Origin of the sequence: Microbacterium sp. RG1 (assembly GCF_005347485.1) — a bacterium.
GTDB classification, from domain to species: Bacteria; Actinomycetota; Actinomycetes; order Actinomycetales; family Microbacteriaceae; genus Microbacterium; species Microbacterium binotii_A.
The window spans coordinates 1,426,495-1,441,886 of record NZ_CP034121.1; the positions used below are offsets into that span (position 1 = coordinate 1,426,495).

Annotated in this window: 12 protein-coding genes and 1 tRNA gene; 2 read left to right on the forward strand and 11 right to left on the reverse strand. The window is 68.6% G+C overall.

Annotation, left to right across the window (positions count from 1 at the left end; translation table 11 throughout):
- Positions 1 to 67 precede the first annotated feature (67 nt).
- Positions 68 to 3,703: a phosphoribosyltransferase-like protein gene (locus tag EHF32_RS06935; RefSeq protein ID WP_161594068.1), complete on the forward strand. Its 3,636-nt coding sequence runs from the start codon at positions 68 to 70 to the stop codon at positions 3,701 to 3,703.
- Positions 3,704 to 3,866: 163 nt separating this feature from the next.
- Here EHF32_RS06935 and EHF32_RS06940 read toward each other — a convergent pair.
- The 8 genes from EHF32_RS06940 to EHF32_RS06975 form a co-directional block, all read right to left on the reverse strand.
- Positions 3,867 to 3,939 (reverse strand) — tRNA-Leu (locus EHF32_RS06940).
- A 93-nt stretch (positions 3,940 to 4,032) separates the two neighbouring features.
- Entirely contained in the window at positions 4,033 to 5,481 is a 1,449-nt protein-coding gene (locus tag EHF32_RS06945; protein ID WP_137419152.1) for an NAD(P)/FAD-dependent oxidoreductase, read from the reverse strand.
- A 35-nt stretch (positions 5,482 to 5,516) separates the two neighbouring features.
- On the reverse strand, positions 5,517 to 6,821 hold the full coding sequence (locus EHF32_RS06950; RefSeq protein WP_337678156.1) for a S8 family peptidase: 1,305 nt from the start codon (positions 6,819 to 6,821) through the stop codon (positions 5,517 to 5,519).
- Entirely contained in the window at positions 6,818 to 7,351 is a 534-nt protein-coding gene (locus EHF32_RS06955; RefSeq protein ID WP_137417504.1) for a DUF501 domain-containing protein, read from the reverse strand. Before EHF32_RS06955 ends, EHF32_RS06950 begins: the two co-directional genes overlap by 4 nt.
- Positions 7,352 to 7,388: 37 nt before the next feature.
- On the reverse strand, positions 7,389 to 7,922 hold the full coding sequence (locus EHF32_RS06960; protein WP_137417505.1) for an FtsB family cell division protein: 534 nt from the start codon (positions 7,920 to 7,922) through the stop codon (positions 7,389 to 7,391).
- A 36-nt stretch (positions 7,923 to 7,958) separates the two neighbouring features.
- Positions 7,959 to 9,239 carry a phosphopyruvate hydratase gene (gene eno / locus EHF32_RS06965; protein ID WP_137417506.1) on the reverse strand — a complete coding sequence of 427 codons (1,281 nt, stop codon included), beginning with the start codon at positions 9,237 to 9,239 and terminating at the stop codon, positions 7,959 to 7,961.
- Positions 9,240 to 9,297: 58 nt separating this feature from the next.
- The gene (locus EHF32_RS06970) at positions 9,298 to 10,014 is read right to left on the reverse strand and encodes an O-methyltransferase (RefSeq protein ID WP_137417507.1); all 717 of its coding nucleotides are present in this window, start codon (positions 10,012 to 10,014) and stop codon (positions 9,298 to 9,300) included.
- Positions 10,015 to 10,046: 32 nt separating this feature from the next.
- The gene (locus tag EHF32_RS06975; RefSeq protein ID WP_443189861.1) at positions 10,047 to 10,895 is read right to left on the reverse strand and encodes an SGNH/GDSL hydrolase family protein; all 849 of its coding nucleotides are present in this window, start codon (positions 10,893 to 10,895) and stop codon (positions 10,047 to 10,049) included.
- A 95-nt stretch (positions 10,896 to 10,990) separates the two neighbouring features.
- On the opposite strand from EHF32_RS06975, the gene EHF32_RS06980 reads away from it, so the two are divergent.
- Positions 10,991 to 12,241 carry an APC family permease gene (locus tag EHF32_RS06980; protein WP_238343820.1) on the forward strand — a complete coding sequence of 417 codons (1,251 nt, stop codon included), beginning with the start codon at positions 10,991 to 10,993 and terminating at the stop codon, positions 12,239 to 12,241.
- Here EHF32_RS06980 and hisS read toward each other — a convergent pair.
- From hisS to EHF32_RS06995, 3 genes are read right to left on the reverse strand one after another with little or no spacing between them, the layout of a single operon-like run.
- The gene (hisS, locus tag EHF32_RS06985) at positions 12,225 to 13,478 is read right to left on the reverse strand and encodes a histidine--tRNA ligase (RefSeq protein ID WP_238343836.1); all 1,254 of its coding nucleotides are present in this window, start codon (positions 13,476 to 13,478) and stop codon (positions 12,225 to 12,227) included. The genes EHF32_RS06980 and hisS overlap by 17 nt on opposite strands.
- Before the next feature lie 34 nt (positions 13,479 to 13,512).
- Positions 13,513 to 14,160, reverse strand: coding sequence for a MazG family protein (locus EHF32_RS06990; protein ID WP_137417510.1), 648 nt, complete (start codon positions 14,158 to 14,160; stop codon positions 13,513 to 13,515).
- Positions 14,157 to 15,299, reverse strand: a complete 1,143-nt coding sequence (locus tag EHF32_RS06995; protein WP_137417511.1) for a Na+/H+ antiporter NhaA — start codon at positions 15,297 to 15,299, stop codon at positions 14,157 to 14,159. The genes EHF32_RS06990 and EHF32_RS06995 overlap by 4 nt, the downstream gene beginning before the upstream one ends.
- Positions 15,300 to 15,392: the final 93 nt, after the last annotated feature.

Genomic DNA, 15,392 nt, shown 5'->3' on the forward strand with positions numbered 1-15,392 from the left:
TGGCGCGCACCTGAAAACGAGCGTGAGCCAGTCAGGTCTATCACAATCGCAACGGCTAGCAATCGCCATGTCCGCCGAGAAGCTCTTTGACGTTCTGCCTACGTCGAGCAGCGCCCAGAGGGCGGGGGCGGCCGCAATCCGAAGACGCTTGAGTGGAGTCGAAATGGACGACTCTGACTGGCGCTCGACCCTTGGATTGTCGCAGGCCGAGTTCTCGGAAGTGATCAATCAGTTCGCGAGAGAACTGGGCGATCGACGCCGCAACGGAACTCGTCACCGCTCTGACCCGCCGCCTCAAGCACCGAAGAATTCCCCTCGCCAGCAGGTTCGGGTCCATCCGACCCCTGCTTGGCTCACGACCACGTTCTCGACGCCACCAGATCCGCTAGTCTCCGCGACGGCAAACTGGCCCAGCTCAGGCATGCTCGGCGGTGCGCCGTCAAGTGTGGAGCGTGCTTGGTCTGCCTTTCGCGAGAACAAGTATGGGCAGGCGAAGTCCGAGCTGAGCGACCAGCTCAGTCTGCTCGGACCTGACTGGGGTCCAACGAGCGGGGCAGATGCTCTGCGCACGTGGAACTGGATCCGCCTGGTAGTCGAGCTGGCGGCAATTGAGACCGGAGAGGCAACCGACCTCCGTCGTTCTTGGACATCGGCCTGCGAGTACTTGCAGCGGTGCCTGCCGGACGACGCGGACCTCATCGACTCCACCGTGGAGAAGGCGATTGGCGACTTCGTCGCGAACGACTTGGCTAGCACGCGCGCCTGGAGTGCCTACACCGCACGTCTAGTCGCCACGATGGGCCACGAGACTGTGCTCGCCGCCTACACAAACAAGCAGAAGGCGGAACTCAGGTCAGCTTGGAGCGCCCAGTACGACTTGTCGCAGGCGGATGTGCGAAGCACAGCGGCAGCCGCCTCATCGATCGCGCCGAAGTACAAGCGGTCCACGCAGAAAATGTATCTCTCGGCGCGCGATGAGACATCCCCCGCCCGCGCGCTCCGCGACGGCTCGCATCACTTCGTACAGTTCCTGGACGAATTCGAAGGCAGTCTGTTCCGCGAGTGCCTCGAGATCGCGGAAGATGCTGAGCGAGCAGTCGGCATTGATGGCACCACACATCGCGATCTGCTTGACCGCAGAACCGAGCTGGTGGAAGTACGATCGATGCTGGCGCGGTCCGGGAGCGCACTGCTCCTCGACTTTGTATCTCCATTGCTGCAACAGGCGATCGCCCATATCGATTCGGCCATGATCAGGCTGGGAGACAGCTCCAGGCCGGACCTCTCGATACGTCTTCTTTCAGCCAAGATTCCTTTCAGCGCTGCCGAGGGTTCTGAATACCAAATCCGCTTTGCAGTGACCAATTCTGGTAACGCTGTCGCCGAAGACGTGGTTTTGCGAGTTCGAGAAGCGGATCTGGGCATTGATTCTTCTGCCCGTCTCACTTCGTTGGGCCCAGGGTCACAATCCGACATTGCGGTAACGGTCGTTGCCAGCGGAACCGCCAAGCGGGCGGTCACGCTGACGTGTGAGACTCAGTGGAGCGATGCTCTACTCCAACAGTTCGTTAAGTCTCAGCAAGTGTCGGCGGAGGACCAGATGCCTGTCGCCTGGGCTTCCGACGATGAGAACCCATTCAGTCTCGGCACAATTTCGGAGCCCGGACGCCTCGTCGGGCGAGCCGAAGATCTCGCGCGCCTCGACGCGCTTCTCGCAGGTCGAGCCTCCGCATACATCACAGGACACAAGCGAGTAGGGAAGACCTCGCTCACTCGCGTGCTACTGCGCGCTGCTCGCGACAGTCGCGGCTGGGCGGGGAGCCTCCTTCCGTTAGGTCGAGCTCTCGGACCGGAACAGCTCGCCGGGGACCTCGTGTTCGCTCTGCTAGACGAGATTCTCGACGCCGCACGTGAGGCTTACGGGGGTGTCATGGCCGTGGTACCTGAAGTTGCTGAGCAGGACGTAAGCAACTTCGCGCGCGCGGCCAACCGCTGGCTTCGCACAGTCTCTAGGGCGCTGCCCCCCGAGGCCAGGGTCGTCGTGGCTATCGACGACTTCGATGAGCTCCCGCCACATCTCATCCGCGGACCGCAAGCGGACGCGCTGTTCCTGTTCCTTAGATCGCTGGTCGACGAACCCTGGCTCAACTTGATCGTGGTCGGCAGCGAGATACTGCCGTCGATTATTCAGGCCCAAGCTCACAAGCTCAACCAGGTTGTCCCAGTGTCGGTTACCAACTTCGCATCGCGTGTTTCCACGGCCGAGCTCCTGGAGTCTCCAACCGTCGAGCGCCTCGAATGGATCTCCGAGGCTGTGGATCGCGCACACTATCTGTGCGCTGGGAACCCGTACTACGAGACCTTGCTCGCACAGCGTCTATGGCAAAACATGCGAGACACCTCTCGCTCCGTCGTCACCGCGAGCGATGTCGACGAGGCGGCAGATGCGGTGGCGCGAGAGGCGTCGGACTCGCACTTCATCCATTTGTGGGCTGACAGCGCGGCTGGGCTTGATCACACTTCACGTTCAGCAATCGTGACAAGTGCCGTTCTTCGGTCGGTTGCCAGATGCGGAGGCGATGCCCTGGCTCCAGCGGCGATTGACGAGGTCGCTCGCGTTTCACAGAGTTGGATTCAGACCGCAACTACAGAAGAGCTAACACAATCGATCGCGTCGCTGAAGTCGCGGGAGATCGTGCGTACAGGTCCATCCGGAGACCGGCTCCTACTTAGCATTCCGCTCGTTGGAGTGTGGTTACTCGCGGCGGGCGGGCGGGCACTAGATGGTGTCTACGCCACGTCTAAGCACGCGACCGCCACCGTTCGAATGATCACCGATTCTGACCTCGTAGGGCTCGCGAAAAACCTGCGATACGGCGGTGAGCAGGTGACAGAGATCCGACTGAAGGCGTGGCTGGAACAGTTCGGCGGGAATGATCGTCAGTATCTCGCTTTCAAAATGCTTCGACGAATGATCCTCGACGGCTACTTCACCACGACGCGTCTTCAGAACACCGAACTACCAAGACTTGTGACCGCCGTGGGAAAGCTCATGGTGAATCGCTCACTAGTCCGAGAGGCTAACAGCCACTATCTGCGTAATGCGTTCCTCATCGAGCACGGCGTTGCCGGCGATAGCACCCAAGGCACATTGTCATCGCTCACCAAGGCGCTCAAGATCAAGAAGGCAAACGTAATCCGGCCCGAAGTGCTACCCGAGCGCGCTCGCGCCCTCGACAACGATGTTGTTCTTTTCTTGCTCGATGACTACTGCGGTTCAGGTACCCATCTAACGAAAGAACTGGAGAAGCTCACCGACATCGTCATGGGCATGGGTGAGGATTGGGTGGAGCGAGTTCATATCGTCGTGGGCGCCTGCGTTGTCGCTGATGAGGCGGATCTCCCTTCTGTTCCAGGACCGATCCACATTGAACGAGTCGGAGGAACGTTTCTCGGCGAACGCTTCAGGCCATTCAGCCCAGGCTCAGGAGTCTTCGACACTGCAAAGGAGCGCGAGGATGCCGAGATGATGACGACTTCGATTGGAAAGGCGCTTGTTCCTAACAACCCGCTGGGATTCGGAGGCCGCGCTCTCTTGACCCTGTTCGAGTTCAACTGCCCGAACAACGTGGCCCCAGTGTTCTGGAAGACCGGCTCTGTGTCGGGCACGGCATGGATACCTCTATTTGAACGCGCCGTGTGAACGTACCTGCATCCCGCTCGTCTGGGTTCCGCTTCAACACGCCTTTCACCGCATCATCAAACCGACTACGAAGCCCCGCAGCACCCAGTATCGGCATTAGCAACCCAACGCTGCGCTCCAGAGCAGAGGCGCAGAGGACGGCAACGTCCCTCTACACCCGTTGTGCCCCCACTGGGACTCGAACCCAGACTGAAGCGATTTTAAGTCGCCTGCCTCTGCCATTGGGCTATGGGGGCCCGCCTCCACGCTAGCGCGCCGCCGGGCGTCGCCCGCGCATGACGCTGCCCCCGTCACCGAAGCGACGGGGGCAGCATCCAAGCGGGAGAGGGTCAGCCCTTCGCGGCGACCTTCTTGTCCTTCTCGGCGGGAGCCACGGCGGCCTCACCCTCATCCTTCGCGGCGCTCTTCGGGTCGATCGGAGGGGTGGCGGGCTTCTCGACCGGAGCCTCGGCAGCCGCCGGACGCGGACGCGCGGCGAAGGCCTCGAACGTCTCGCGCGGGTTCTGCACCGTGATGAGCGTGACGTTGTCACGGCCCAGGAAGAAGTTGTGCAGCCAGTCGCCGATCACGCGCCACTTGCGCTCCCACGACGGCATCGCCAGGCCGTGGTAGCCGCGGTGCGCGAGCCAGGCGAAGAAGCCCTTCATCGCGAACTTGCCCGACTGGAACACACCGTTGTACAGCCCCAGGCCCGCGACGGCGCCGAGGTTCTTGTGCACGTACTCGCGCGGCAGCTCGCCACGGATCACGGCGGTGATGTTCTTGGCCATGAGCTTCGCCTGACGCACGGCGTGCTGCGCGTTCGGCACGCAGTAGCCGCCCACGCCGCCACCCGACAGGTCGGGAACGGCCGCGACGTCACCGGCGGCCCAGGCGCCCTCGACGACATCTTCGGGCGTACCCACGCGGAGGTCGGCGCGCGCACGGATGCGGCCGCGCTCCTCGACGGGCAGGTCTCCCCCGCGCACGACGGTCGGGTTCGCCATGACGCCGGCGGTCCATACGATCAGGTCGGTGGGGATGACCTCACCGGTCGAGAGCTCGACGTTGCCGTCGACGGCGCCCTTGACCTGCGTGTCGAGGTGCACGAACGCGCCGCGCTCGGCGAGGCTCTTCAGCACCCACTCGCTCGTCTTCTGCGACACCTCGGGCATGATGCGCCCCATCGCCTCGATGAGGTGGAAGTGCGTGTCGTCGAACGTCAGCGTCGGGTAATCCTTCACGAGCGACGACGCCAGGGCGCGCAGCTCGGCGAACACCTCCATACCCGCGAAGCCGCCACCGACGACGACGACGCTCAGCAGGCGGTCGCGCTCGGGGCCGGCGGGCAGGTTCGACGCCAGCTCAAAGTTCTTGATCAGGCGGTCGCGGATCGCGACGGCCTCCTCGATCGTCTTCAGACCGATCGCGTTCTCGGCGATGCCCGGGATCGGGAACGTACGCGAGACAGCACCGGCGGTGACGACGATCTGGTCGTACTCCTCCTGCCACGGCTCACCCATCTCGGGCGTGATCGTGGCGACCTTGTTCGCGTGGTCGATGCCGGTCACCTTCGCGGCCACGACGCGCGTGCGCTTCAGGTGACGACGGTGACCCACCACCGCGTGCCGCGGCTCGATTTCACCCGCGGCGACCTCGGGCAGGAACGGCTGGTACGTCATGTAGGGAAGCGGGTCGACCATGGTGACCTCTGCTTCGCCCTTGCGCAGATGCTTCTCAAGCTTCCAGGCGGTGTAGAAGCCGGCGTAGCCGCCGCCGACAATGAGGATCCTGGGCACGGTGCTGGTCACGGTGGAACGAACTCCTAGACGATTCAACGGCTGCGCGCGCGTTCGACACGCGCCAATCGGATGCGACGGACAGCAGCACTGACGCCGAGCGCTATCAGTATAGCGGCCACCGAGAACACCAATAACGGGATCGACCCGTACAAAAGCGTATCCATGCTAGGAAGCAGCGGAGATGCCGGCCGGGAACCCGCCTCGGCGGGCGGCAGCGGCGGCACCGACGCCTCCCCCACCGTCGGCAACGGCGCCGGGGATTCCTCCGCCCGACGGTGTACGCGGATCCACTCCGACAGGTCTCCCATCGGATTCGCCGAGACCTGCGGAACGGATGCGGACACCGCCGCGGCCGCATCCACCAGGCCATACCCGTACTGGTCGTCCGGCAGCGAACCCACCCCGGCAGGTGCCTTCGCCGTCGCGATCAGCCGCTCGATCACGTTCGCCGCATCCAGCTCCGGATGCGCAGCCCGCACGAGCGCGGCGATGCCCGCCACGATCGGCGCCGCACCGCTCGTGCCCTTCCACACGACCACCTGGCCGTCGGCCGAGACCCCGAGCAGCTGCTCGCTGGGCGCCGAGACGCCCAGCGTGATGCCCTGCGTCGACGCCTCCACACTCGCCTTGCCCTGCGGGTCCACACCTGCGACCGGCAGCACACCGGGGATCGTCGCCGGCGCACCCACACGGGCGGTGCCCGAACCGCGGTTTCCCGCCGCCACGATCACGACCACGTCGTGCTCGAAGGCGTACTGGAACGCGTCGTCCCAGCTCGGATCCCAGTCGAGCGTGTTCGTTGTGAACGACAGGTTGATGACCTTCGCGCCGTTGTCGACCGACCACCGCATCGCGTTGGCGATCTGCTCGGAGAACGGCACCGGCGAGCTCGTGCCGAACCCGACCGACACCGACAGCAGTGAGGCTTCCGGCGCGACCCCGATCATGCCCGTCTCGTTCGGCAGTCCGCGGGATGCGGCGAGCGACGCCACCCAGCTGCCGTGGTTCGCGTCGACCGCGCCCACGGGCGTTCGCCCGTCCGCCGTGCCGAGACCCGATACATCCGTTCCGCCGATCACCGCGCCGTCGAACTCAGGCGCCTTGCCGATGCCCGTGTCGATGATCGCGATCTTCACGCCCTTGCCGCGCGTGGTCTCCCACGCCTTGCGGATGCCGTACGCGTCGAGCCAGTACTCCTGCGCGCGCATCGGGTCGACACCCGGGCTCTCCTGCGGCACCGGCGCGGGCGTCGTCTGCGCGTACGCAGCGGGCGCGACACCCGCCGTCAGCGCGACGAGAACCGCGACGGCGGCGACCCGCAGGGCGAGCTTTCTCACCCCGGGGTGCCCTCGGCCAGCGCCGCGCCGGGGTCGGCGCACACGCAGCGAGTCGGCGACCAGGTGCTGCGCTCGAGCGCCGCGTCGCCGATCGGGTTGACTCCGGGGCCGGCCGCCAGGGAGTGACCGGCGAGGGCGTGCAGGCACTTCACGCGGGTGGGCATGCCACCCGCGGAGATCCCGGCGATCTCGGGCACCTCGCCGAAGCTCTCGCGGTCGGCGAGGTAAGCCTCGTGCGCCGCGGTGTAGGCGGCAGCGGTGTCTTCGTCGTCGAGCATGGCCGCGAACTCGGGCATCACATGCTCGGCCTCGAGCGTCGACATCGCCGCGGTCGCGGCGGGATGCGTGAGGTAGTAGAACGTGGGGAACGGCGTGCCGTCGGCCAGTCGCGGTGCGGTGGCGACGACGGTCGGGTTGCCGCATACGCAGCGCGCGGCGATCCCGACGACATCGCGCGCCGGGCGCCCCAGCTGGGAGCGGAGCACCGCGAGCTCGGCGTCGGTGACCGGGGGGAAAGGCGCGGAACTCACCCTCCCAGGCTACCGTGAGCCGCCTGGGAGGCCGGGCTCAGGGCGCGGGAGTGGCGGGCGTCCCGCCGTCCGCGGGAGCCGTGGGGTCGGCGACCGCCGTCTTGGCGGCGCCGGCGGTGATGACGGAGCCCACGAGCTGCGCCATCCAGTCGGTGCGTGTCTGCTGCACCTCGTCGCTGACCGCATCCTGCTCGCGCGGCTGCTGCGCCGCCGTCAGGTCGTTGTCGACGATGTAGGCGATCTCGCCCGGGTTCATGTAGTACAGCCGCTCACGCGCCTGCGTCGTGATGTAGGCCGGATCGTCCCAGCGTTCGCTCTGCGCCTGCAGGTCGGCGATCTGCGACTCCGTGAGCTGCACCGAGTTCTTGAGCGCCGTGATCCGCTGCTGCTGATCGAGGTACGTGCCCACGGTCGGCACCAGCACGAGCACGCCCAGCACGACCAGGCCCAGCATGATGATCATGAAGCCGGAGAGCCGGATGCCGCCGAGCCAGTCGCGCACGTCGACGCGGCGCCGGGGCGCATCCGAAGAACGCCGGGAACGAGAAGGAGGAGCCGTTCGTGCTGCCACGGCTCCTCCTCTCGTTCAGTGACGGCTAGTCGTCACTCAGCCCTTGAAGCGCGGGAACGCGGCACGGCCGGCGAACACAGCCGCCTCACCCAGTTCCTCTTCGATGCGCAGAAGCTGATTGTACTTCGCGACGCGCTCGCTCCGAGCGGGCGCACCGGTCTTGATCTGACCCGCGTTGGTCGCGACGGCGAGGTCGGCGATCGTGGTGTCCTCGGTCTCACCCGAGCGGTGCGACCACATCGAGCGGTAGCCGTTGCTGGTGGCCAGAGCCACCGCATCCAGCGTCTCGGTGAGCGAGCCGATCTGGTTGAACTTCACGAGCAGCGCGTTGGCGACACCGAGGTCGATGCCCTGCTGCAGGCGCTTCGGGTTGGTGACGAAAAGGTCGTCGCCGACGAGCTGCACCTTGGTGCCGATGGCGTCGGTGAGGGCCTTCCAGTTGTCCCAGTCGTCCTCGGCGAGGGCGTCCTCGATCGTGACGATCGGGTAGTTGGCGACCAGGTCGGCGAAGTAGTCGACGAGCTGCGCGGGGCTCCACGGCTTGCCCTCGACGGTGTACACGCCGTCCTTGTAGAACTCGGTCGCGGCGACGTCGAGGCCCACGGCGATGTCGGAGCCGGGCGTGAAGCCCGCCTTCTCGATGGCCTTGAGCAGGAAGTCGAGGCCCTCGCGGTTGCTGGGGAGGTCGGGGGCGAAGCCGCCCTCGTCGCCCAGGCCCGTGTTGTAGCCGGCCGCCTTCAGCTCGCCCTTGAGGACGTGGTAGACCTCGGTGCCCCAGCGCAGCGACTCGGCGTAGGTCTCGGCGCCGATGGGCGCGAGGAAGAACTCCTGGAAGTCGATGCCGTTGTCGGCGTGCTCGCCACCGTTGATGACGTTGAACAGCGGAACGGGCAGCAGGTGCGCGTTCGGGCCGCCCAGGTAGCGGAACAGCGGAAGGTCGGCCGAGTCGGCGGCGGCCTTGGCGACGGCCAGGCTCACGCCGAGGATCGCGTTCGCGCCGGTGCGCGACTTGTTCTCGGTGCCGTCGGTCTCGATGAGGATCTGGTCGATGACGCGCTGCTCGCTCGCCTCGACACCCTCGATCGCCGGGCCGAGCTCGTCGATGACGGCGTTGACGGCCTTCAGCACGCCCTTGCCGCCGTAACGGCTCTTGTCGCCGTCGCGCAGCTCGTACGCCTCGAACGCGCCGGTGGATGCGCCGGAGGGCACTGCCGCACGCTGCACGACACCGTCATCGAGGAGCACCTCCACTTCGACGGTCGGGTTACCGCGCGAGTCGAGGATTTCGCGCGCGCCTACAGCCTCGATAAGTGCCACAGGGGACTCCTTGAGTTTGGGGGTGTGATCTCGGAGCGACATCGGTCCGCTTCCGAGTCTAGTGACGCTCGGCGCGAGACCCACCGGAAGAAAGCCCCGGATGCGTGATGAGCGCCACCGCGAAGCCGTCCCAGCCCTTCGCATCGAGGGTCTGCACCGCCGTCGCGTCGAACCGATCGTCGTCGGCGAGCATCGACAGCGAGCGCCGCACGCCCTCGACCTGACTCTCGTGGTTCTCCGGATCGACGATGCGGCCGGCGCGCACGACGTTGTCGACCACGACCACGGTCCCCTCGCGACCGAGGCGTGCAGCCCAGTCGAGGTAGATCGTGTTGGACTCCTTGTCGGCGTCGATGAAGACCAGATCGAACGGGCCCTCCAGTTGGGGCAGGACATCCGCCGCCCTCCCCTGCCGGATCTCGACGCGCTCGCCCACATCCGCGCGGTCGATGCTCCGCCGTGCCACCGCGGCGTTGCGCGGCTCGGCCTCGATCGTCGTCACCCGACCCCGCTCACCCACGGCGCGCGCGAGCCAGATCGTGGAGTATCCACCGAGGGTGCCGATCTCGAGCACCCGGCGTGCGCCGATCATCCGCGCCAGCAGGTGCAGCAGCTTGCCGGTCAGCGGAACGACTTCGATGGCGGGAAGGCCCGCCGCATCCTGAGCCGCGCGGGCATCCTCCAGCGCGGGGTCCGCCTCGACCAGCGTCTCGGTCAGGTATGCGTCGACGGCGCGCCAGCCGTCCGGCGTAGGTGCCGGGTTCGTGTCGCTCATGCCGCCAGCCAATCGGGCCGCGCGCGACCAGGTCAACCCCTGCCGGCGAGCGCGTCCCGCGTGTCAGGAGGCTGGTGTCCGGTCGGCAACCGAACCTCCTCGCCCAGGGCGGCGAGCACCGAAGGCAGCAGCGCGTCGGCGGTGCGGCGGTAGCCGACCGCGCTCGGGTGGAAACGGTCGAGGCTGAACATCTCGTCGGGGTTCGAGATGAAGAACGGCCCCACGACGTGCCGCAACGACACGGCCCAGGCGCCCGCGGCGGTTGCGACGCGCGCCTGCGCCTGAGCGAGCTGGCGCGACAGGCGAGAGCCGAGCGAGCGCAGCGGCTGCGGCACCGGACGCAGTGCGCCGAGGTCCGGGCAGGTGCCGACGACGACCTCGGTGCCCTCCAGGCGCAGCCGCTCGATCGCCTCCTCCAACGATGCGACCGAGCGGGAGATCGGGATGCGGTGCGTCACGTCGTTGCCGCCCACCACGATCACGGCCACATCCGCGCGATAGTCGTCGGGCAGGGCGTCGAGCTGGCCGGCGAGCGCAGCGGACTCGGAGCCGACCACCGCCGCGGTGCGCAGGCGCACGGGTCGCTGCGTGCGGCGGGCGAGCGCGCGGGCGAGGCGGGCGCCGAGGGTGTCCTTGCGCCGCTCGGCCCCGAGCCCCGCGGCGATCGAGTCCCCCAGCACGAGGAGCTCGATGGGCGTGCCGTCGTAGCCGGGACGCCACACGCGGTCGGCCGAGGGCGCCTGCTCGCCGAGCGGCTTGCCGATCTGCCGGCGGGCGTGCGCGGCCTGGCGCCGCAGCACCTCCCGGGCGGCAGCGAGCGCGAATGCGATCACTCCGGCGAACGCTGCGACCGTGCGCGCGGGGAATCGGATGCGGGCCACGCACCCATCCGAACCCCTCGCGGTGAACGGGTCGTGACGGCTGGATGACCGATCGCCTGCCCGGCGGTTCACACCGCTGCAGTAGGGTGCCCGACGTGACCGGCTCGACCCTCCAGCGACGCCTCGGACTCGGTGATGCCGTGGCGATCGGCCTGGGCTCGATGATCGGCGCCGGGGTGTTCGCCGTCTTCGCCCCGGCCGCGCAGGCCGCCGGCGCGGGCCTGCTCGTGGGCCTCGCGATCGCCGCGGTCGTCGCCTTCGCGAACGCCACCTCCACGGCGCAGCTCGCCGCCGCGCATCCGGTCGCCGGCGGCGCGTGGGCGTACGGCCGCGCCGAACTCCGTCCGTGGGCCGGATTCGTCGCGGGCTGGGGGTTCGTGATCGGCAAGCTCGCGAGCTGCGCCGCCATGGCCATGACCTTCGCGGCCTACGCGGCTCCTGCCGGGTTCGAGCGGCCGGTGGCCGTCGCGGCGGTCGCGGCGCTCACGATCGTGAACCTGCTCGGCGTCACCCGCACGGCCCGGCTCACCCGCATCCTGGTCGCGATCGTGCTGCTGTGCCTCTCCGTCGTCGTGGCGGCGGGTGCGGTGTCGCTGCCGGACGGCCTCGGCTCGACCGGCGCCGACGTCAGCCCGTACGGGGTGCTGCAGTCGGCGGGGCTCATCTTCTTCGCCTTCGCCGGCTACGCCCGCATCGCCACGATGGGCGAGGAGGTACGCGATCCCGCCCGCACGATCCCCCGTGCGATCCTCGGCGCCTTCGCGGGCGCGCTCACGGTGTACGCGGTCCTCGCCGTGCTGTGCCTGCTCGTGCTCGGCCCGGAACGGCTGGCGGCCGCATCCGCACCGCTCGCCGACCTCGTCTCGGCCGCGGGCTGGGAGTGGGCGCAGCCGGTCGTGCGCGTGGGTGCGGCCGCCGCATCCCTCGGCGCGCTCCTCGCCCTCATCGCCGGCATCGGGCGCACCTCGTTCGCGATGTCGCGCGGCGGCGACCTACCCGGCTTCTTCGCCGCCGTGCATCCGTCGCGGCACACGCCCTACCGCGCCGAGATCGCCGTCGGGGCGATCGTCATGGTCGCGGTCGCCCTCGTCGACCTGCGCGGCGCGATCGGGTTCTCCTCGCTCGGCGTGCTCGTGTACTACCTCGTCGCGAACCTCGCAGCGCTCAGACAGGATGCGGCCCGCCGCCGCTTCCCCCGCGCGCTCGCCGCCCTCGGCGCCGCGGGCTGCGCGGTGCTCGCCGTGACGCTGCCGTGGCAGGCGGCCCTGGCCGGGGCGGGCGTGCTCGCTGTCGGCGTGATGCTGCGGCTCGTGTTCGGCCGCCGCGGCGCTAGGCGAGCGGCTTGAGCTCGAGCTCGGACGGGTCGTCGCCCGCGGCCACCGTCGCGAACGCCGTGTAGCCGTCGGCGGCCGCGCGCTCCAGCAGCGCCTTCAGATTCTTGGTGCGCTGCTCGAGCCGCACGCGCGAGCCCGCCGTCACGAGCGCGGACTTCACCGCCACGAGCTCGGCGACCGGCACGTCGCGGTCGTGCACCAGCACGACGGCGTCGAGCCCCGCATCCTCCCCCGCCGACACGAGATCGACGATGCGCTCGAAGCCGATCGAGAAGCCGACCGCCGGCACGTCCTGGCCGAGGAAGCGGCCGATCATGCCGTCGTAGCGCCCGCCGCCGCCCAGCGAGTAGGGCACGGAGGGGTGCGCGAGCTCGAAGATCGTACCCGTGTAGTAGCCCATGCCGCGCACGAGGAACGGGTCGAACACGAGCGGCACCTCGTCGAGCCCCACCGCGGCGCTGACCGCCTCGCCGATGCCCACGAGGTGAGCGACGACCTCGTCGGCGATGCCGTCGGGCAGCTGCGCGCGGATGTGCGCCTCACCGAACGCGGTGTTCTCCGCGGCGGGACGGGCGAGGAAGGCCGCGAACGCGTCGACGGCGGATGCGTTCGCCCCGCGCTCGCGCAGCTCCGCCTCCACACCCGCGGGTCCGATCTTGTCGAGCTTGTCGATCGTGATGAGCACGCCGGCACGCTCGGACGCCTCGAAGCCGAAGACCTCCAGCATCCCGTCGAGCGCACGGCGGTCGTTGATGCGCACGCTCGCGCCGACGAGACCGAGTGCGTCGAGCGTGTCGAGGGTCGCGACGATGAGCTCCGCCTCGGCGCGGGCTCCGGCGTCGCCGATGATGTCGATGTCGCACTGCACGAACTGGCGGTAGCGCCCCTTCTGCGGGCGCTCCGCGCGCCACACGGGCGCGATCTGCACGGAACGGAAGACGCCCGGCAGCTCGGCGCGGTGCGAGGCGTAGAACCGGGCCAGCGGCACGGTGAGGTCGAACCGCAGCCCGAGGTCGCTGAGGGCGGCCGGGTCGTCGGCGGCCGCCGTGATCGCCTCGGGCGAGAGTGCGCGCTTGAGCACGTTGAACGCGAGCTTCTCGTTATCGCCGCCCATGCCGGCGTGCAGCCGGTCGTAGTCCTCCATGACCGGCGTCTCGATCTCGTCGAAGCCGTGAGCCCGATAGCGGTCGCGGATGACGGCGAGCACGCGCTCGCGGCGGGCCTTGTCGGCGGGGAGGAAGTCGCGCATGCCGCGCGGGGGGTTCACTGCTGGCACCAGACCATCATCCCAAACCGGCCTCGGCCCGGCGCACACCCTCCTCGAGCGCGCGCGTGCGCATGCGCAGCGCCCGCTCCGCATCCCAGCCCTCGGCCTTCGCCCGCGCCACGAGGGCGAGCAGGGCGTCGCCCAGCTGCTCCTCCGAGGTGATCTCGAGCGGACGCGCCGGGATGGCGGCGCCGGGCGCGCGCCCGACGACCTTCTGCGCGCGGGCCAGCGCCGGCATCGCGGCGGGGATCCCGTCGAGCACGCTGCGCCGCTCGCGCTTCTCCGCGGCCTTCGCGGCGTTCCAGTGCACGAGCACCTCTTCGGGCGTCGTGGCCGTCTCGCCCGCGAACACGTGCGGATGCCGGCGCACCATCTTGTCGGCGAGGTCGCCGGCGACGTCGTCGATGTCGAAGGGATCGTCGGCGTCGCGCGAGGCGATCTCGGCGTGGAACAGCACCTGCCACAGCAGATCGCCCAGCTCCTCGCGAAGCTCCTTGCGGTCGCCGTTCTCGACCGCGTCGATCACCTCGGCGCTCTCCTCCACGAGGTACGGCACGAGGGCGGCGTGATCGATCTGCTGCGACCAGACGCATCTCTCGCGCACCTCGTGCATCACCTCGGCCGCGCGCCGGAGACCGTCGGAGGCCGCATCCGCGTCGTTCATACCCTGCGCTCCTCGCGTCGGTAGTGCCGTGCCCGCCATGCTACGAGCACCGCCGCCACCACGAGGGAGACCAACGACCCACCGAGCACGCCGAGCGTCGCCTCATCGCGCAGCATCGCGTCGTCGGCGAACGCGAGCTCCGACAGCAGCAGCGACACGGTGAACCCGATGCCGCCGAGCGCGCCGGCGGCGAGGAGATCGGCGAACCGCAGGCGTTCCTCCGGGTCTTCCAGCCGCTGAGAAAGCCAGCCGAACACGGTGATGCCCAGGAGCTTGCCCACCGGAAGGGCGATGAGCACGCCCCAGAACACCGGCTGCAGTTCGTCGAGCCCGACCGCGGGGATGGCGACGGATGCGGCCGACAGCGCGAACAGCGGCAGCACCAGCCCGTTCACCCACGGCTCCAGCCCCGGCCGCACCCGGGCGGCGGGCTTCGACGCCATCGCGAGCCCCAGCGCGACGCCCGCGATCGTGGCGTGCACGCCCGAGAGGTACACGAGCACCCACACGAGGATGCCCAGCAGCACCAGCACGATGCCCAGCGGCACCCGGTTGCGACGGGTGAGCCGGCGGCTGAGCAGGGAGAACAGGATGACGCCCACGAGGGCGGCGAGCAGGAGGAAGAGGTCGACGCCGTCGGTGAAGAGCACGGCGATGAACACGATGCCCACGATGTCGTCGAGGATCGCGAGCGCCAGCAGGAACGCCCGCACGCCCGGCGGGAGACCCCGGCCGAAGACGGCGAGCACCCCGAGGGCGAACGCGATGTCGGTCGCCGTGGGGATCGGCCACCCCGACGCCGACGAGGTGCCCATCGCGATGAGTGCGAACACGACGATCGGGGTGATCACACCGCCCGCGGCCGCGATCGCCGGCTGCACGGCCTTGCGGAGCGAGCTCAGCTGTCCCTCGGTGAGCTCGTGCCAGAGCTCGATGGCCGCGACGAAGAAGAAGATCGCGAGCAGGCCGTCCTGGATCCAGTGCGAGACAGAGAGATCGAGCAGTCCCGGGATGCCGACGTGCGCCTCCTTGACCGCGACCACACCCGGCGCGAGCGGCGAGTTGGCCAGGAACAGTCCGAGCCCCGCCGCGATCAGCAGGACGACGGCGGGAAAGCGCTCGGAACGAAGCAGCTTCATGGGACTCCGGGGGAAGAAGAACGTTCGTCGCAGGCGACGAGGCGACCGGACCCGCCGCCATTCGGGTGCCCATCGTAACGAGGTGCCTCGCGT

Coding starts and splice junctions, on each gene's coding strand:
- EHF32_RS06995 (WP_137417511.1), bottom strand. CDS start 15,299: ATGAAGCTGCTTCGTTCCGAGCGCTTTCCCGCCGTCGTCCTGCTGATC.
- EHF32_RS06990 (WP_137417510.1), bottom strand. CDS start 14,160: ATGAACGACGCGGATGCGGCCTCCGACGGTCTCCGGCGCGCGGCCGAG.
- EHF32_RS06935 (WP_161594068.1), top strand. CDS start 68: ATGTCCGCCGAGAAGCTCTTTGACGTTCTGCCTACGTCGAGCAGCGCC.
- hisS (WP_238343836.1), bottom strand. CDS start 13,478: ATGCGCGACTTCCTCCCCGCCGACAAGGCCCGCCGCGAGCGCGTGCTC.
- EHF32_RS06970 (WP_137417507.1), bottom strand. CDS start 10,014: ATGAGCGACACGAACCCGGCACCTACGCCGGACGGCTGGCGCGCCGTC.